Here is a 17,372-nt window from a genome sequence, read left to right as displayed (position 1 = left end):
CGACTCCGGCCATACGCCACGGAGGCCATCGCGTCCAGGGACAGGCCAGCCAGCCCGGTAGCGATGGTGAGCCCGCGCCCGGAACGCGGAAGCAGTGAGGGCCCGTCGGCGGCGGGCTCGGGTATCCGGCAACACGTCGGTCACCAGGCGAGTGGTCCTCCGACACGCGGTAGTAACAGCACGCTCGCGGAATCTTGTGGCCCGGGTGAGCAGCGCCACATCGGGCCGAGGCCGTCACATGGTTGTCACCGGTCGCTCGTATGCTCATGGCGTGAAACCGACCATCGGAGTGCTGGCGTTGCAGGGCGACGTGCGCGAGCACTTCCACGCCCTGTCGGCCTGTGGCGCCGAGCCGGTGTCCGTGCGCCGTGAATCCGAGCTGGCCGCCGTCGACGGGCTCGTGCTGCCGGGCGGCGAATCCACCGCGATCAGCAAACTGCTGGAGGTGTTCGGGCTGCTCGAACCGCTGCGTCGGCGATTGCGCGAGGGGCTGCCCGCCTACGGCTCGTGCGCCGGGATGATCCTGCTGGCCTCCGAGGTCCTCGACACCCGGCCGGACGCCCAGTCGCTGTCCGGTATTGATATGACGGTGCGCCGCAATGCCTTCGGGCGGCAGGTCGACTCCTTCGAGACCGACTTGGACTTCGCGGGGCTCCAGGATGCTCCGGTGCGGGCGGTGTTCATCCGGGCGCCGTGGGTCGAGCGGGCGGGGGAAGACGTCGAGGTGCTGGCGACGGTGCCGTCGGGCCCCGCGGCCGGGCGCATCGTCGCCGTACGGCAGGGAAACGTGCTGGCCACCTCGTTCCACCCGGAGGTTACCGGGGATCTGCGGGTGCACGGCTTGTTCGTCGACATGGTTCGAGAGGGTTCGCCCGCGCGCGTGGCGTGAGGCATGCGGCGCCCCAGGGGGTGATCGGTGTGCCGGGGAAACATGCTCGCCATCTCGGTCTACTCGGGGGCGCCAGCGGATTGTGCTCAGGCTGGACACCGTCCGGGAGCGAAGGGGCCGCGGCAGGTCCGTCGAGTGAGTCGGCCGGGCCGAACTCGCCGCCGTGCTCGATCGGCTGATCCTCGAGCTCGACCACATGAAGCTTGGAGGGCGCCGGTTAGATGTTTGTCGCGCCTGGCTGCGCGCGTCGGATGGCGGCGGTCTTTCGGCGCCGGGTGAGACGGCGGTGGTGTGCGGTGGGGCCTGAGATCGCTGCGTCGCGAGTGTGGTGTGGGCGGTGCGCGATGTGGTGCGCGCGCGATGGCATGCTCTAGGGTCGATGCACGCGGCATCGTGCCCGTCAACTGGTGCAAACGTGCCGGGCAGTAGACTAGGACAGCTAACCAGCCCGAATCTCGGGGCACAGCGACGTGAAGGAAGTAGGGGAATGAGCGGCCACTCCAAATGGGCCACCACCAAGCACAAGAAGGCCGTCATCGATGCGCGGCGCGGCAAGATGTTTGCCAAGCTGATCAAGAACATCGAGGTCGCGGCGCGGACGGGTGGTGGTGACCCTGGAGGAAACCCGACGCTCTGGGACGCCATCGACAAGGCGAAGAAGAATTCCGTCCCCAACGACAATATCGAGCGGGCGCGCAAGCGTGGCAGCGGCGAAGAGGTCGGCGGCGCCGACTGGCAGACCATCACCTATGAGGGCTACGGCCCCAACGGCGTCGCGGTGCTGATCGAATGCCTCACCGACAACCGCAACCGCGCCGCCGGTGAGGTGCGCGTGGCCATGACTCGCAACGGCGGCAATATGGCCGACCCGGGCTCGGTGGCGTACCTGTTCCACCGCAAGGGCATCGTCACCCTGGACAAGAACGGCCTGTCCGAGGACGACATCCTGGGCGCGGTCTTGGACGCCGGCGCCGAAGAGGTCAACGACCTGGGCGAATCCTTCGAGATCATCAGCGACCCCAGCGACCTGATCGCCGTGCGCAACGCCCTGAAGGACGCCGGAATCGAGTACGACTCGGCCGACTCGGGCTTCCAGCCCTCGGTCACCGTCGCCGCCGACGTCGAGACGGCCCGCAAGGTCTTCAAGCTCGTCGACGCCCTCGAGGACAGCGACGACGTGCAGGACGTCTACACCAATATCGACGTCAGCGACGAGGTTCTGGCCGAGCTCGACGCCTGAGTTTCCGACGGCGAAGGCCGCCTCCGCGATGTCCGGGAGGCGGCCTTCGTCATGCCGGAAGGCGGGTCGGGCCTCCCGATTCCAGCCGCGAATTCTGCTGTGTGGCAGCGTTGATCAATCGGATGCTGCCCGGCGACCTCCGACGATTCTCTCGATCACGCTTCCGAGGACGACCACGAGCAGCGACCACAGGCCGACCCTGGGGAAGGCGAGCGACACGACCATGGCGATACAGGCCGCCACGACCTGTGACCAGCGCAGCGCGAGGGCGGTGCGGGTCAGTGTGTCTTCGTCGGACAGCAGATGCGCGCGATAGAGGATGAGTTCCTCGATTCGGCTCAGCGACATCGTGAAGATCATCACGATCAGATAGACCACGGCCGCGAGGCTGTCGTGCCGAGAGTAGACGTCCAGGACGGTCACGACGGGCAGCGCGACGATACCCACCAGCCAGAACATATTGGCCCGCAGCAGCATGGGCGTATAGCCGGTCGCGCGCTCGAACAGACTGTGGTGATCGCGCCAGAACGCGCTGACCGCCGCGAAGGTGATCGCGGCCGCGATGAAGGCATAGACGTTCTCGGACAGGAACTTCGACGTGGAGCCGTTGGTGACGTCGCGGGCGCTGTCGATCAACGGCAGCGCGATCAGGGTGATGGCAATGGCCACCACGGCGTCGCTGAAGAAGATCAGTCGTTCGAGTCCTCGTTCGGTGCGTGGTGCCTCTGCTGGGGTCTTGATGGTCTGCTCACTCACCGTGCAGAGGTTACCGAGGATCGCGGGTATCGGCCGGTCAGGGGGTGGTGAACCGGCTGAGCTAGGCGATCGGCGATCCGGGCTGTGGCGATCGGCTGCGGGCGCCGTCCAGGAACAGCGTAATGACCGCGGCGCTGGCCTGTTCGACTCCCGCGTGGCCGCGCAGGACGGCGATCAGGGACTTCTCGACCAGACCGCCGAACATGTCGAGCAGTAGGTCGGGGGAGACGTCGGGGCGCAGGGCGCCCTCGGCGATGCCGCGGATCAGCAGGGCGCGAATCGGTTCGGTCAGTTGGCTTTCGACCTCGACGGACTTCTCCGGCATGTTGCCGGGCTGGAGTAGGGCGGTGTATTTGGTTCCCACAGTGAGGAATCCGCGTACCAGGCGGGCCAGGGCCTCGTCCACGGGGAGGGTGTCGAGTTCGGCGTCGGCGATGCGGGCGATGAGGTCGGCGATCGTGGCATCGAGCAGGCCGGCCAGCAGGGCCTCGCGGGTGGGGAAGTAGCGGTAGAGGGTGGCGCGGCCCAGGCCCGCGGCGGTGGCGATCTCGCTCATGCTGGCGGCCGGGCCGCGGGCGGCCAGCACCTCGGCGGCGGCGTCCAGGATCGCGGCCTCCGTGCGATCGCGCAGCGTTCCGGTCATGTTCGCAGAGTACACAGGTGTATCAGCTGTTGACGATACCGTCTCATGATGAGACACTCATGTCTCAAAGGAGGATTTTCATGACACCAACTCGAAGACTCGGCTCCATCGAGATCACCCCGATCGGCCTGGGCTGTATGCAGTTCGCGGGTCAGGGGATCATCGCGTCCCGCTTCTATCCGCCACTGGCGGCCGATACTGTGAACGCCATCGTGCGCGCCGCGCTGGACGGCGGCATCACCTGGTTCGACACCGCCGAAATGTACGGTCAGGGGAATTCCGAGCGGATGCTGAGCTCGGCCCTGCGCGCGGCCGGTGTGTCACCGGGTGAGGTGACCGTCGCCACCAAATGGCCGCCGCTGATGCGCAAGGCATCCAATATCGTGCGCACCATCGATACGAGACTTGATGCGTTGCAAGGGTTTCCGATAGATCTCTATCAGATCCACATGGCGCAGGGGAGCGTGTCCCCGCTGGATCGGCAGGTGGAGGCGATGGCGAGTCTGCAACTGGACGGCAAGGTGAACTCCGTCGGGGTCAGCAATTTCTCGGCCCGCCAGATGGAACGCGCCGACCAGATCCTGCGCGCCCGCGGTCTGCGCCTGGTGTCCAACCAGGTCCAGATCAGCCTGCTGCACCGCACGATCGAAGACAACGGCGTCCTGGACGCGGCCCGTCGCCTCGGCGTCACCCTGATCGCCTACTCCCCACTGAAGACGGGCCTGCTCACCGGCGCATTCCACGCCTCCCCCGAGCGAGTGAGATCCACCCCGCCGATCCGCCGCATAGCCTCGGGCCTGACCCACCGAAACCTGACCCGCATCGCCCCGCTCATCGATGAGCTGACCGCGATCGCCCACGCCCACGGCGCCACCCCCGCCCAGATCGCCCTGAGCTGGCTGATCACGTACTACGGCGACACCGTCGTCGCGATCCCGGGCGCCTCGAAACCTAGTCAGGCCGAAGAGTCCAGCGCCGCAATGGAACTCACCCTCACCAGGCGGGAGATCGATCGACTCGACGAGGTCTCCCGTGCGGTTTCCACCTCGTCCCGGGCGAAAGCGGCGGCCTAGAGCGCGGATCGATCCGGGTAACGCGCCAGCCGTTGGTTATGCGGGGCGAGCACGGTCGAAGATCCGGCAGGAGGCATCGTCGTGGTGGCTGTCGAGTTCGGGCCTGCCGAAGGCTATCTCGGTAAAAGTGGCCAGGCAGCGACCTGGTTGGTCGGGTGGGTGTGAGGGCGGTCGAAGACTCGGCCGAAGATCTCGTCGTGACTGTCGTTTCGGGGCCGTCGGGGACTACGCGGAAGGTGCGCGGGTTCCGACGGGAGGCGTGTAGGTGCAACTCGACCGCGGCGGCATCCAGACACCGGCGCCCGCTCTGATACGGGTGAGTCAGCCGGTCCGCCTGCGCCAATTGCTTTCGGATACGCCGCATTCCGACGGCGAACACCTGGAACAGGGCCACACAATATAGCGATAGGCCGGGTGGTGGTGTGGAGTTGGCTTGCAGAGTGCGGTTCGGTGTGGTGGTCGTGGGCTGACGGTGGGGCGCGGGATCGATGCCGGTCGGTGGGGGAGAACCGGCCTCCCGCTGCATTTTTCGAGTGGAATCATCTGGAACCGGAGTTTCGAGGCGGAAAAATGTAGCGATAGGCCGGGCAGCATCACCTGTCTCCAGGGTTGGGGCGCGCCGGGCGCCTGCGTGAGACGGGAAACGTCGATCGGCCGGGACTCAGGGAAGAGTCCCGGCCGATCGGCGTTTCCGGATGACTAGATCACTCGTACCGGTATTTCGTCACAACTCGCCCGTGGCGGCCGGTGAGACAGGCAGGCCGACCCGTGCCGTGATCCAGGCCAGCGAGGAGTCGAAGGCGGCCTCCGCGAACTGCCACGTGTGCCCACCCTGGGTGGTGTGGATCGTGCACTGGATGTCGACCTTCTTGTTCTCCGCGCACAGCTGCTCGGCCGCGCCGACCTCGCTGTTGCCGCCGCCCATCATGTCGTCCTGGCCGCCCAGGCCGACCTGGTTCTCGTTCACCTGGGGCATCTTGAATCCCTTGGGCAGCTTGGACCTGTCGAAGTGCATCGCGGTCAGATCGTCGTACAGGCCCGCGATGTCGCCGGCGTAGGGACCGTGCTTCTGCATCACCGTGGTCGGGTCGAAATTGGTCCACTGCTGGGCGTTTCCGCCGTACAGGCGCGCGATGGTCTGGGCCTTGTTGCCCGAGTCCGGGCCCAGGTCACCGGCGATGTCCACGAAGGTGTGGAACAGCTCCGGATGCATCACCGTCAGATCCACCGCGCAGGTGCCGCCCGCCGACCAGCCGATGACAGCCCAGTTCGCGGGATTGCTGGAGGCGTGGAAAGTCTTCTCCACGTAGGGGATGACGTCCTTGGTGAGGTGGTCGGCCGCGTTGCCGCGCGGCCCGTTCACACATTCGGTGTCGTTGTTGAACGAACCGCCGTTGTCGACGAACACCAGGATCGGCGCCTGCCCGTTGTTGGCGGCGGTGAACTTGTCGATCGTCGGCGCGATCTCGCCACTGCGCATCCAGTCACCGGGCGTGTTGAATTCACCGGCGATCATCATCACCGCGGGCAGGGTGGGCGCGGTGGCCCCGTGGAAGTACGCCGGGGGCAGGTACACGTATTCGGTGCGGTGCTTGAAACCGCTGTTGGTGTCCGGAATGTCGACCGGAACGACGACGCCGGTCTTGGGGTTGGTGTTGCGCATGCCGGCCAGCGCGCTCATATCCGTCTGATGCGGCAGCGGCCCTGCGGTCACCGAACTCCACGCGGCCTCCGCGGTCGGGTAGTAGCCGACCCACTGGTTGAGCACCACGCCGGCGCTGGCGATCGTGAACGGAATCGCCAGGATCGCGGCGACCCGCTGCCACCAGCGGGCCCGGGGCCAGCCGATCACCGCGATGACGATCGCGCCGACCATCAGGCCCACGGTCACCCACAGCAGTACCGGGGCGGGGTCCGAGGCCAGACCTTGATTGTTCGTGAATTGCCATGCGGCGATGGCTCCGACGACGCCGAGCACGATGGCGATCGGCACCCGGATGAACCACCAGCGCCGGGTGAGCCGGAGGATGGCGACGATCAGCAGCACGATCGCGACGATCTCGATGGTCACGGGTAACCAGCCATGTAGCAGCGATACGCCGTGATGGAAGCCCATCTTCATCGGATCTAATGTGGACGAAGGCATTTTCGGTGCGGGGGGCGGCGCCACCGCTGGGGTCGGATTAGACGTTGGGGGCACGTCCGTCAGCACAGGAAACACGGTCGTAATTCTTGACGGTCCAGCTCGAGGTTTACTGTGAGGGCCCTTCGAGAGGGATTGGGAAACCGGATGAATACTCCATTTGAAGGAATATGTGCAGTTCAGGGGGTTGGATCAACCGGTTCGCTCGGCGAGCAATCTCACTATATGGAACAGACCGACCAGCCGATAGCGGTCTTCACGTCCGAGCCAGCTGATCGTGGAACGCCTCGCAGCGCCGCAGCACGTCCTCTCGATCGGCGTCCTCCGAAACCGACTGCGCCACTTGTCGTTCGATCATCGCCGCCTGATCCAGCACCACCTGGCGGCGCTGGGGGTCCTCGACCCGATCCAGGATCTGCGCCAGCGCGTCGAGTTCCCGGATCATCACCGCGGGATCACCGACCGCGGCCTGACGGATCTTCTCGAACGCGCGCTGCACCAGCCGCTCGTAGCTGACCTGGGCGGCGATCACCCGGATGTACCCGTCCTGACAGCGGAGCACGGGCGTGGGGTCCCAGTCCGTGGCGATCTTGGACAGGCAGTCACCCAACCAGTCGATGCAGGTCAACGCCGTGAATGTGTCGTTGGTCGCGGCCGAGAGGGCGCGTAGCGCGATCTCCACGATCTGGTCGATCCCGAACGATATGTCCTGCACCAGTGTGCGAGTGGACCCGGTGACATGGCCCCGGGTGAAGTCCTCGGCGATCCGCTCGGCCGCCTCGGCGGGCCAGACCGTGGCCATGACCTGCCCCTCGGTGAGGAAATGCCCGGGCCGATTGGGCAGGTGGATGACCGCGTTCTCGGCCCTGGCCAGCCGCACCAGCCGGTCGTAGCGGATGTACTGGAGATATCCACTGGTCGTGGTGCGTACCTCGCCGCCGGAGTCGGCCATCAGCTCCAGCAACTCCTCGGTCGTGGGGCCGCACGCGGGCACGCCAGGGTCGGGCGCCCGATGCGTGTCGACGGCGGTCTTGACCTCGCGGGCGATATCGGCGATCACGTTCGGCAGCTGGATCTGCACCGCGATGTGGTTGATGAAGTAGATCAGCACTGCCAGGTCCACGACCATCGAGGCGATGGACACCGTGGTACTGATATGCGGGACGAAGCTGCGCCCGATCGAGACGAGCACCGCGACCGCGTACACGAACGTCGCCACGAAGGTGCCCAGGGTGACCTGCGTGCCCCGGTCCCGAATGAAGTTGCGCATCATCCGTGGCCCGAACTGCGTGGATGCCATGGTCAGCGCCACGATCGTGATCGAGAAAACCACACCGACCACGGTGATGATCGCCGCCGCGACAGCTGTCAGCACCTGCCGCGCGGCATCGGGGGTTCCCCCGATCACCCAACTGGGAATCCGAAACGCCCCGTCGTAGGCCGCCCGATCGAGCGCACAGGTGATCGCGAACAGCACGATCGCCCCGACCACCTCGAGGGTGGGCACGAACCACAGATTCGTCCGCAGAGTCTCCTGCCGACGATCAGCCTCGAGATAGATACCACCACGCACGGCAAGCCTCCTCACACCCACAGCCGACCAGACTTCCGGCTCACCTTGACGAAAAATTTACACCCCACCAGCGTTTAAAGCTCGGCAAAGGGGTTTGCAGAGTGGTCGCGCCCGTCCGGGTCGTTCCCGTGTAGCCGTTTGGTTGCCCTGTGTAGCCGCTCGGCTACTTTCGTAGCCGTTTGGTTACAGTTACGGCATGGCTGTCGGATTCACCTGGAATGTGGATGCGGTCGACATCGAGCTGGAGAGGCACAGTGTCGAGCGCGCGCTCTGGCGTTTCCGCAAGACCCTGCCGGGGTTTGTGTGGGACGCAGCGGTGCTCGAGGGGAATCCGTTCACCTTTCCAGAAGTGCAGACGCTCATGGAGGGGGTTACGGTCGGCGGCCACCGGATCTCGGACGAACGTCAGGTGGTCGCGCTCGCCGAATCGATGCAGGTCCTCGGAGATATGGTCGAGGGGGCGGACTTTCACCTGGACAAGGTGACTTCCGATCGGCTTCAGTTCGTGATCGCCAAGGATGAGGCGCTGGAGGCTGGCCATTTTCGCGGGGAAGGATCGCTGAACATCAACATCAGCGTGAACCTCGGCGAATACGGCAGCCATACCCCTCCGGAGCCCGGTCCGAACGGCTCGGCGCTGATTGCTGTGTTCGACGAGGGTCTGAAAAGCATTCTCGCCCTGCCCGATCCGGTACAGCAGAGCATCGCCTACTTTCTGTTCGCGGCCCTCAACCAGTTCTACTTCGACGGTAACAAGCGCACCGGGCGCGCAATGATGAACGGCCACCTGATGACTCACGGAATTGACGCGATCAGCGTGCCTGCCGCGCGACGCCTCGAATTCAACACGCTGATGGTCGATTTCTACCGAACCCGTGAGGCTACGGCCATGTTCGAGTTTCTCTTGTCCTGCCACCCGGACAGGGCTGCGGTTTGATCGGTTGTGCCCGTTCGACATCGAGGAAGGGCGGCGGTCGTCTGCGCTGCGGCCGGGAGCCCGGCCATCGGGACGAGCGGAGCCCGGTTCAGTGGAAGATTTTCAGGCCGACTACGCCCGCGATGATCAGCACCAGGCACAGGATGCGGGGGAGGGTTGTGGATTCGCCGAGCCAGATCATGCCGATCAAGGCGGTGCCTACCGCGCCTATGCCGACCCAGACCGCGTAGCCGGTGCCCACCGGGATGGTGCGCAGGGCCAGCCCCAAGCCGGCCATGCTGAGGGCGAGGAAGACGGCGAACAGGATGCTGGGTACCAGGCGGCTGAACCCGTGTGATTTCTCCAACGAAATCGCCCAGGCGGTCTCCATGAATCCCGACACGACGAGTAATAGCCAGGCCATGGCTGAACGGTAGGCGATCGGCGACCGATCGCCTCCGCTTCGTGCCGGTGTGTTCGCTCAGTCCTCGATACGGTCTCCGCTCGTGGGGTCGAACAGGTGGATCGCGTCGGGGTCGGCGATCTGGAGGGTCACCGATTCGGCCAGGCGGGCGGGGGCGCGCTGGGCCGAGCGGGCGACGAAGGTGATCGGGTCGCCGCCCAGGCCGGGGATGGGGTCACCAGGAAGGCGAGCGTAGACGTAGGACTCGCTGCCGAGTTCCTCCACGAGTTCGACGGTGACGGCGAAACCTGTTCCATCGCGGTGCAATACGAGGTTCTCGGGGCGGATGCCCACGGTGACCGTCTCCAGTCCGGCCGATGCGAGGCGGGTCATCCGCTCGCGGGACAGTTCCACCGTGGTCCCGGCGAGGTCGACGCCGCCGGAAACCACCGGGACCGTGCACAGATTCATCGACGGCGAGCCGATGAATCCGGCGACGAACGCGTTGTCGGGGTGGTCGTACAGCACCGACGGGGTGCTGAACTGCTGGAGCTTGCCGTCGCGCAACACCGCGACCCGGTCGCCCATCGTCATGGCCTCCACCTGGTCGTGGGTGACGTAGACGGTCGTGGTGCCCAAACGCCGTTGCAGCGCGGCGATCTGGGTGCGGGTCTGCACGCGCAGCTTGGCGTCCAGGTTGGACAGCGGCTCGTCCATGCAGAACACGCGCGGCTCGCGCACGATGGCCCTGCCCATCGCCACCCGCTGACGTTGTCCGCCCGACAGTTTCGCGGGTTTGCGGTCCAGGAACGGGGTCAGGCCCAGCAGCTCGGCGGCCTCGGCGACGCGGCGCTTACGCTCGTCCACCGGCACTTTCATCATCTTCAGCGCGAAACCCATGTTCTCGCCGACGGTTTTGTTCGGGTACAGCGCATAGTTCTGGAACACCATCGCGATATCGCGGTCCTTGGACGGCACGCCGACCATGTCCTGTCCGTCGATGCGGATATTGCCGCCGTCGATCTCCTCCAGCCCGGCGAGCATGCGCAGCGCGGTGGACTTGCCCGAACCCGAGGGCCCGACCAGGACAATGAATTCACCGTCGTTGATATCGAGATCCAGCGAATCGACCGCGAGTGAGTCGGCCCCGGCGTAGACGCACGAGGCATGGTCGTAATGGATTGTGGCCATGTGGGTTTACCTCTTACTTGATAGCGCCGAAGGACAGCCCGCGCACGAGCTTGTTCTGTGCGAACCAGCCGGCCAGCACGACGGGCAGGGCCGCCAGGGTCGCGGCGGCGGACAGCCGGGCCCAGTACAGTCCCTCACCGGTGATGAAGCCGACCAGGAACACCGGCATCGTCTGCGCCTGCACGGCAGTCAGATTCACGGCGAAGAAGAATTCGTTCCAGGAGAAGATGACACAGATCAGCGCGGTCGCCGCGATACCCGGGGAGACCAGCGGCAGGATCACCTCGCGCACCGCGGTCCAGGTGCTCGCGCCGTCCATACTGGCCGCCTCCAGCAGTTCGCCGGGGACCTCCAGGAAGAACGAGCGCATCATCCACACCGCGATCGGCAGGTTCATCGCCGTGTAGAGGATGACCAAGGTCCAGATGTTGTCCAGCAACCCGATATCGCCGACGATGACATACAGCGGGATGATGGCCGCCACGATCGGCAGCATCTTGGTGCCGATGAAGAACATCAGCGCGTCCTGGGTCCGCTTGATCGGGCGAAGCGACAGCGCGAATGCGGCCGGAATGCCCAGCACGAGAACGAGAATCGCGGACACGATGGTAGCGAACGCCGAATTCAGCAGTGGCGTGCCGATTCCGCTGTGGAAGACCGACGTGAACTGCTGCAGCGTGGGGACGAAGAACAGCTTGGGTGTGTTGGTGTAGGCGTCGCCCTCCTGTTTGAAGGCCGTGAGCACCATCCACAGCACCGGGAAGAACATCCCGATACCCAGCACCCAGGCCAGCACGCCCCAGCCGATACCGGCTCGATTTCGTTTGCGGCGCACCGTAATCTGTCGCGTCGCGGTGACTATGGTCGCAGAAGCGGTGGTCGTGGCCATTATGCCGCCTCCTCCTTGCCGGTGAACGAAGTGAACAGCAGCCGCAACGCGAGCGTCGCGACCACCGTGGTGCCGATGACCGTGACCACGCCCATCGCTGCGGCCTGCCCGATGTCGAAGCCCAGGAACGCGCGCTGATAGATGTAGAACGGCAGGTTGGAGCTGGCGATGCCCGGCCCGCCCTGGGTCATCATGTACACCGAGTCGAAGGTGTTGACCAGGTAGATCGCGCCCAGCACCGCGCCGAGTTCGATGAACCGGCGCAGATGCGGCAGGGTCAGCTCACGGAACACCTGCAGCGAGTTCGCCCCATCCACTCGGGCGGCCTCGGTGATGTCCCGCGGCATGGACTGCAACCCTGCCAGGATGAGCAGCATCATGAACGGCGTCCATTGCCAGACCATATCCGCCATCACCGCGGGCAGCGGATACTTGCTCACCCAATCCAGCTGGCCTACTCCGAACGGTTTCAGTACGAAGTTGACCAGGCCGAATACCGGATCCAGCATGGTGGTTTTCCAGATCAGCGCGGCGGCGACGGGAGTCACCAGAAACGGGGTGATCAGCAGTGTGCGTACCACGCCACGCCCGATGAAGTTGCGATCCAGCAGCAGCGCCAGCAGCAGGCCCAGGATCACCGAGATGATCACGGTGCCGACGATCATGATGACGGTGTTGAGCGTCACCGACCAGAACTGTCTGTCCCGGAACACATCCGCGTAGTTCGCCAGCCCGTTGAAGTGGCGGGAACCGGGCCGGACCAGGTTCCAGGACTGGGTGGAGTAGTACAGCGTGAACAGGAACGGGATCTGGGTGACCACGATCATGAAGATCAGGGCGGGCAGCAGCGGTCCGCGCCGCCGCCAGCCCTCGGCCCGCGAGATCCGTTGCGCGCGCCGGATGATTTCCGACGGGGGTGCGGCCTCCGGGGCCGCGGTGGTAACGGACATGACTACGATTTCCCTTGATACGACTTGCCGACTGTCTCGGCGTACTGCTGGGATTGCTGAAGTGCGGTCTGCACGCTCTCGTCTCCGGCGATCGCGGCGCTGATCTGCTGGCTCACCCGGGTACCCAGGTCCTGGAACTCCGGGATCGCCAGGAATTGCACACCGGTGTACGGAACCGGCTGCACCGTAGGATGATTCGGATCCACCGTGGACATCGCCTGCAGGGTGACGGGTCCGTAGGACTTGGACGCGGCGGCGTACTCCGGAATCTGGTACGTCGAGTAGCGGCTGCCCGGGGGCACATGCGACCAGCCGAGCTTCTGTCCGACGTGGTGGATGTAATCCTTACTGGTCATCCAGGAGATGAATTTCCATGCGGCGTCGGTGTGCTTGCTGGTCTTGGGGATGCCCAGTGACCAGGTGTACAGCCAGCCCGAATTCGGCTTCTGCTCCACGGGCGCCAGCACGTAGCCGATCTTGCCGACCACCTTGCTGGAGGACGGGTCCTCGATCGTGCCGACCGCGGAGGTGGCGTCGTACCACATGGCCGTGTCGCCCTGGGACAGGTTGGTCGCGCATTCACTGAATCCGGCTGCCGCGGCGCCGGGTTCGCCGTACTTGTGGACCAGGTCGACGTAGAAGTTGACGGCCTTCTCCACCTGCGGGCTGGTGAGCTGGGCGTTCCAGTTCTGGTCGAACCAGCGCCCGCCGAAGGTGTTGATCACCGTGTCCAGCGGGGCCAGTGATTCACCCCAGCCCGGGTCGCCGCGCAGGCAGATGCCCGAGCGCCCGTGTGCGGGATCGTTGAGCTTCTGGGCGAACTGCGCCACCTGATCCCACGTCGGCTGCGCGGGCATGGTGAGCCCGGCCTGGGCGAACAGATCCTTGCGGTACATCAGGAACGAGGACTCACCGTAGAACGGCACCGAGTACATATCGCCCTTGTAGGACAACGAACTCCGCAGCGAGGAGATGAAATCCTGCGGATCGTAACCCGCGGTGCGCGCCTCGTACGGCGACAGATCGGTGAGCCAGCCGTCCGCGGCCCACTGCGGGGTCTCGTAATTGCTGATCATCACCACGTCGAACTCGCCACCGCCGGTCGCCACCGAGGAGGTGATCTTGGCGCGGGCCTCGTTCTCCGACAGCGAGACGAACTTCAGCTTGATGCCGGGATTGGCGTGTTCGAACTCGCCGGAGAGCGAGATCGCGTCCTGCATCTGCGAATTCGAGACCATCGCGATGGTGACGGTCTGGCCTCCGCCGGAGGTGAACGATCCCGCGCCCGCACACCCGGATAGCGTCAGAACCGCGGTGGCGGTCAACGCAGCCGGTACCAGGACGGCCCTTCTGCCGGTCCGGCGCGCCTTGGGGCGGAATCTTCCAGAATCCGGGTCCGGGGAGCGGCCGAAAGCGCTCCAGGACATCGAGTATCGCTGTAGCACCAGCTCTTTCGCGCGTCTCACCGCGTGTAGACACTGCTGCCCTGGGCCATTCTTGTTCATAGGGCCCTCAGCCCTCCTTCTTTTTCCAGCAGCCACCGCGCGCAGTCGATGTCGGTGACCAGGATCGTGGCCAGCCCGCCCCGCAACGCGCCCAGGATGGCGTCGTGCTTGGTCGAGCCGCCGGAGATCAGAATTGTGGATTCGCACGCCCGGATCGCGTCGAGCCCGACCGAAACCGTCCGGCCCGCAAGCGAACCCGATACGTCGGTGCCATCCGACCGGAAGAACCGGCCGCCGATCTCACCGACCGCGCCCAGCCCGCGCAGCTCGTCCAGCAGAGCGGTGTCCAGGAAGCTGCCCTCGAACAGGGTGGTCGCCGTGGTGACCGTGCCCACGCCGAACATCATCACCTCGGCCTCCCGGCCCAGGGCCATGGCCCGGCCGAGCACCGAATCCTGTTCCAGCGCGGTCACTGTCGCCGGATCGGCGTACAGCGGGGCGTGTAGGCGCACCGGGGTGGCCTGCAACTGGGTCGCACAGCGGCCGAGGGTGAACTCGACGCCTGTTTGATAGTCCGAGGAGGTGAGCGACCCGTCCATCTGCACCACGGTCGCGCAGCGCGCGGCATGCGGTCGCAGTTCGGTGGCGACGGCGATGGTCTCCGGGCCCCAGGTGAATCCGAGCGTATGTTGCGCCCGCAGGCGGCGCCCGAGTGCCGAGACCGCCGAGCGGGCCAGCGGCGCGAAACTCGGTGGGGAGCCGTATCCGTCGGGCACGTGGCCGAGTACGACCGCCTCGGTGAGTCCGAACGCGGCCTCCAGTTCACGCTCGGTGTCGGTGTGCATATCGTCGCGCAGCTCGTCGGGGACGACGATCTCGATGCGCACCAGGCCCTGAGCGCGGGCACGGGCGATCAGGCGGCCGGCGGTGGGACGTGAAACACCCAGTGTCGCAGCGATTTCGGCCTGAGTCGCGCCCTCGATGTGATAGAGCTGCGCGGCGCGTAGGGCCAGGCGGATCTCCTCCGGGCTGCTGGACCGGGGTTCGGGGGCCACGATGCTCCTCTCGGGGCTGATCATTTGCTCACCCCATGAACTGTTGCTCAGACACGGTACCATCGTGAGTGTGACGCACACAACACTTCCGCGAGCCAGTTATGACCGCACCGGGTTGACCACCGGGATAGTGCACTTCGGTGTCGGCGGTTTCCACCGCGCCCACCAGGCGATGTTTGTCGACAAACTGCTCGCGCGCGGCGGCGCGCACGAGTGGGCCATCTGCGGCGTCGGCGTGCTCCCCGGCGACCGGCGCATGCGCGATGTGCTCACCGCGCAGGACGGCCAGTACACACTGTCGGTTGTCGAGCCCGATGGCTCCTGGGACACCCGGGTGATCGGCTCGATCATCGAGTACCTGTACGCACCCGACGATCCGGAGGCCGTGCTGGTGAAGCTCGCCGATCCGGCCACTCGCATCGTGTCGCTCACCATCACCGAGGGGGGCTACGGAATCGACGCGGTCACCGGTGAATTCGATGCCTCGGCGCCGGCCGTGGTCGCGGAGCTCGCCCCGAATGCCGTGCCCGCCACGGTGTTCGGCCTCGTCGTCGAGGGTCTGGCGCGCCGGCGGGCGGCGGGTATCGCGCCGTTCACCGTCATGTCGTGCGACAACATCGAGGGCAACGGGCATGTGGCGCAGCGGGTGTTCGGAACCTTCGCCCGGCTGCGTGATCCGGCGCTGGGGGAGTGGATCGAGCGCGAGGTGAAGTTCCCGAATTCGATGGTGGACCGGATCACCCCGGTGACGCCGCCCGAGGCATCGGGAGAGGTGTTGCGGCGCACCGGGATCACCGACGAGTGGCCGGTGGTCACCGAATCGTTCAGCCAGTGGGTGCTGGAGGATTCGTTCACTCTCGGGCGGCCGCCGTACGAGGAGGCCGGGGTGCAGATGGTGCGGGATGTGGCACCGTACGAGCTGATGAAACTGCGCCTGCTCAACGCCAGTCACCAGGGCGTAGCCTATTTCGGGCAGCTGTGCGGCTATCGGTTCGTGCACGAGGCCGCTCAGGATCCGCTGTTCGACCGATTCCTGATGCGATACATGGATCGGGAGGCCACCCCGACGCTGCGCCCGATCCCCGGCGTCGATCTGGACCTGTACAAGCGCACCACGATCGAACGCTTCGCGAATCCGGCGATCGGCGACACCATCGCCCGGCTGTGCGCCGAATCGTCGGACCGCATCCCGAAGTGGGTGCTGCCGGTGATCCGCGAGCGCCTGGCCGTGGACGGTGAGATCGCGTGTGCCGCGGCCATCGTGGCCAGCTGGGCCCGCTACGCCGAGGGCGTCGACGAGCAGGGGGAGCCGATCGAGGTCGTGGACCGGCTGCGTGACGAGCTGATGCCGCTGGCCCGCCGCCAGCGCACCGAACCGGCCGCATTCCTTACCGCCCGTACGGTTTTCGGTGATCTGATCGACGAACCCCGTTTCGTGCGGGCGTATCTGGCGGCGCTGGAGTCGCTGCACACGAAAGGTGCGCGGGCCACGCTGACCGAGTTGGTCGGTAAGGGCTGAGTTGCTCCGTGTGGGCGCGGGATTCCGACCGGCGCGTGGTCGGCCACAGGTGAGCCGAGATCGGTAAGCGCGCGGCGCAGGTGGTTTCGGCGCCCGCGAATATCCCGGTGCGATAGCCGGCCGCGACGTTGAGCAGGTGCTGCACGTGTGCCGCCGGCGATCGACTCGCCGTCGGTGGGTGCAGGGCCGGTGGGCGCGTCGCGAGGGTCTCGCGGTAGCGTGGAATGGTTATGAAGCAAGGTGTTCCCGCAGTATCAGGTGCCTGGCGCGCGAGCGACGGCACGGCCGTGACATTCAACGACGCCGCTGTGGCTTGGGCGCTGGCGGCCCACGAGGTTCTCGCCGAAACAGCTACCGGCTATGGACAATTCATGACGGTCGACGAGCTGGCCGAACGTGTGCAGGACATCTCGGATGTGCACACCGACGCACCCACCGGCACCTGGATGGACGCCATCCTGCGCAAGGTGGCCCGCCGCTGCCACAGCGCCGGCGAGCCCCCGCTCACCACCCTGTGCGTGCGCGCCGACCACACCGTCGGCGACACCTACAAGTACGTCCTGGAACTCGCGGCCCTCCCCACCCCCGAAGACGTCGAACTCCACGCCGCCTACGCCCGCTGGCAGTGCTACCAGATCTACGGCGCGGAAATCCCCGCCGACAGCCTCCCCCCGCTCACCCCCAAGG

The 17,372-nt window shown here is 65.9% G+C and carries 16 protein-coding genes; 6 read left to right on the top strand and 10 right to left on the bottom strand.

Features of this window, described 5'->3' with window-relative positions; translation table 11 throughout:
- Positions 1 to 238 precede the first annotated feature (238 nt).
- Complete coding sequence (pdxT, locus tag JZ791_RS34910; RefSeq protein ID WP_216900671.1) at positions 239 to 889, top strand: pyridoxal 5'-phosphate synthase glutaminase subunit PdxT; 651 nt, start codon at positions 239 to 241, stop codon at positions 887 to 889.
- Between the two features lie 487 nt (positions 890 to 1,376).
- Positions 1,377 to 2,129: a YebC/PmpR family DNA-binding transcriptional regulator gene (locus JZ791_RS34905; protein WP_216900669.1), complete on the top strand. Its 753-nt coding sequence runs from the start codon at positions 1,377 to 1,379 to the stop codon at positions 2,127 to 2,129.
- Between the two features lie 114 nt (positions 2,130 to 2,243).
- Here the strand turns inward: JZ791_RS34905 and JZ791_RS34900 are convergent, their stop codons facing one another.
- Together JZ791_RS34900 and JZ791_RS34895 are read right to left on the bottom strand one after the other, a co-directional pair.
- Positions 2,244 to 2,885 (bottom strand): TMEM175 family protein, encoded by a 642-nt coding sequence (locus JZ791_RS34900; RefSeq protein ID WP_216900667.1) that lies wholly within the window; start codon positions 2,883 to 2,885, stop codon positions 2,244 to 2,246.
- A 61-nt stretch (positions 2,886 to 2,946) separates the two neighbouring features.
- Positions 2,947 to 3,528: a TetR/AcrR family transcriptional regulator gene (locus JZ791_RS34895; protein WP_216900665.1), complete on the bottom strand. Its 582-nt coding sequence runs from the start codon at positions 3,526 to 3,528 to the stop codon at positions 2,947 to 2,949.
- An 80-nt stretch (positions 3,529 to 3,608) separates the two neighbouring features.
- Between JZ791_RS34895 and JZ791_RS34890 the strand changes: the two genes are divergently transcribed.
- Positions 3,609 to 4,601 (top strand): aldo/keto reductase, encoded by a 993-nt coding sequence (locus JZ791_RS34890; protein WP_216900663.1) that lies wholly within the window; start codon positions 3,609 to 3,611, stop codon positions 4,599 to 4,601.
- Positions 4,602 to 5,325: 724 nt separating this feature from the next.
- Here the strand turns inward: JZ791_RS34890 and JZ791_RS34885 are convergent.
- Together JZ791_RS34885 and JZ791_RS34880 are read right to left on the bottom strand one after the other, a co-directional pair.
- On the bottom strand, positions 5,326 to 6,801 hold the full coding sequence (locus JZ791_RS34885; RefSeq protein ID WP_216900661.1) for an alpha/beta hydrolase: 1,476 nt from the start codon (positions 6,799 to 6,801) through the stop codon (positions 5,326 to 5,328).
- Positions 6,802 to 7,000: 199 nt separating this feature from the next.
- The gene (locus tag JZ791_RS34880) at positions 7,001 to 8,317 is read right to left on the bottom strand and encodes a DUF2254 domain-containing protein (protein ID WP_216900660.1); all 1,317 of its coding nucleotides are present in this window, start codon (positions 8,315 to 8,317) and stop codon (positions 7,001 to 7,003) included.
- Positions 8,318 to 8,513: 196 nt separating this feature from the next.
- Between JZ791_RS34880 and JZ791_RS34875 the strand changes: the two genes are divergently transcribed.
- Positions 8,514 to 9,254, top strand: a complete 741-nt coding sequence (locus JZ791_RS34875; RefSeq protein WP_254206850.1) for a Fic family protein — start codon at positions 8,514 to 8,516, stop codon at positions 9,252 to 9,254.
- A gap of 88 nt (positions 9,255 to 9,342) precedes the next feature.
- On the opposite strand, the gene JZ791_RS34870 is transcribed toward JZ791_RS34875, so the two are convergent.
- From JZ791_RS34870 to JZ791_RS34845, 6 genes are all read right to left on the bottom strand, one after another.
- Positions 9,343 to 9,657 (bottom strand): DMT family transporter, encoded by a 315-nt coding sequence (locus tag JZ791_RS34870; protein ID WP_216900658.1) that lies wholly within the window; start codon positions 9,655 to 9,657, stop codon positions 9,343 to 9,345.
- Positions 9,658 to 9,714: 57 nt separating this feature from the next.
- Positions 9,715 to 10,827, bottom strand: coding sequence for an ABC transporter ATP-binding protein (locus JZ791_RS34865; protein WP_216900656.1), 1,113 nt, complete (start codon positions 10,825 to 10,827; stop codon positions 9,715 to 9,717).
- Positions 10,828 to 10,840: 13 nt separating this feature from the next.
- Complete coding sequence (locus JZ791_RS34860) at positions 10,841 to 11,716, bottom strand: carbohydrate ABC transporter permease (RefSeq protein ID WP_216900654.1); 876 nt, start codon at positions 11,714 to 11,716, stop codon at positions 10,841 to 10,843.
- Positions 11,716 to 12,666 carry a carbohydrate ABC transporter permease gene (locus JZ791_RS34855; RefSeq protein WP_216900646.1) on the bottom strand — a complete coding sequence of 317 codons (951 nt, stop codon included), beginning with the start codon at positions 12,664 to 12,666 and terminating at the stop codon, positions 11,716 to 11,718. The genes JZ791_RS34860 and JZ791_RS34855 overlap by 1 nt, the downstream gene beginning before the upstream one ends.
- 2 nt (positions 12,667 to 12,668) lie before the next feature.
- Positions 12,669 to 14,093 (bottom strand): ABC transporter substrate-binding protein, encoded by a 1,425-nt coding sequence (locus tag JZ791_RS34850; RefSeq protein WP_216900644.1) that lies wholly within the window; start codon positions 14,091 to 14,093, stop codon positions 12,669 to 12,671.
- Between the two features lie 74 nt (positions 14,094 to 14,167).
- Positions 14,168 to 15,190 carry a sugar-binding transcriptional regulator gene (locus JZ791_RS34845; RefSeq protein ID WP_216900642.1) on the bottom strand — a complete coding sequence of 341 codons (1,023 nt, stop codon included), beginning with the start codon at positions 15,188 to 15,190 and terminating at the stop codon, positions 14,168 to 14,170.
- A gap of 40 nt (positions 15,191 to 15,230) precedes the next feature.
- On the opposite strand from JZ791_RS34845, the gene JZ791_RS34840 reads away from it, so the two are divergent.
- Both JZ791_RS34840 and JZ791_RS34835 read left to right on the top strand, forming a co-directional pair.
- Complete coding sequence (locus tag JZ791_RS34840) at positions 15,231 to 16,685, top strand: mannitol dehydrogenase family protein (RefSeq protein ID WP_498049411.1); 1,455 nt, start codon at positions 15,231 to 15,233, stop codon at positions 16,683 to 16,685.
- Between the two features lie 287 nt (positions 16,686 to 16,972).
- Positions 16,973 to 17,372: hypothetical protein (locus JZ791_RS34835; RefSeq protein WP_216900638.1), on the top strand; the 400-nt coding region annotated here is incomplete at its 3' end.

The organism is Nocardia alni (genome assembly GCF_019038435.1).
Taxonomy (GTDB): domain Bacteria; phylum Actinomycetota; class Actinomycetes; order Mycobacteriales; family Mycobacteriaceae; genus Nocardia; species Nocardia alni.
This window is presented reverse-complemented; position numbering and strand designations above follow the sequence as displayed.

Coding starts and splice junctions, on each gene's coding strand:
- pdxT (WP_216900671.1), top strand. CDS start 239: ATGGTTGTCACCGGTCGCTCGTATGCTCATGGCGTGAAACCGACCATC.
- JZ791_RS34905 (WP_216900669.1), top strand. CDS start 1,377: ATGAGCGGCCACTCCAAATGGGCCACCACCAAGCACAAGAAGGCCGTC.
- JZ791_RS34895 (WP_216900665.1), bottom strand. CDS start 3,528: ATGACCGGAACGCTGCGCGATCGCACGGAGGCCGCGATCCTGGACGCC.
- JZ791_RS34890 (WP_216900663.1), top strand. CDS start 3,609: ATGACACCAACTCGAAGACTCGGCTCCATCGAGATCACCCCGATCGGC.
- JZ791_RS34875 (WP_254206850.1), top strand. CDS start 8,514: ATGGCTGTCGGATTCACCTGGAATGTGGATGCGGTCGACATCGAGCTG.
- JZ791_RS34870 (WP_216900658.1), bottom strand. CDS start 9,657: ATGGCCTGGCTATTACTCGTCGTGTCGGGATTCATGGAGACCGCCTGG.
- JZ791_RS34865 (WP_216900656.1), bottom strand. CDS start 10,827: ATGGCCACAATCCATTACGACCATGCCTCGTGCGTCTACGCCGGGGCC.
- JZ791_RS34860 (WP_216900654.1), bottom strand. CDS start 11,716: ATGGCCACGACCACCGCTTCTGCGACCATAGTCACCGCGACGCGACAG.
- JZ791_RS34855 (WP_216900646.1), bottom strand. CDS start 12,666: ATGTCCGTTACCACCGCGGCCCCGGAGGCCGCACCCCCGTCGGAAATC.
- JZ791_RS34850 (WP_216900644.1), bottom strand. CDS start 14,093: ATGTCCTGGAGCGCTTTCGGCCGCTCCCCGGACCCGGATTCTGGAAGA.
- JZ791_RS34845 (WP_216900642.1), bottom strand. CDS start 15,190: ATGATCAGCCCCGAGAGGAGCATCGTGGCCCCCGAACCCCGGTCCAGC.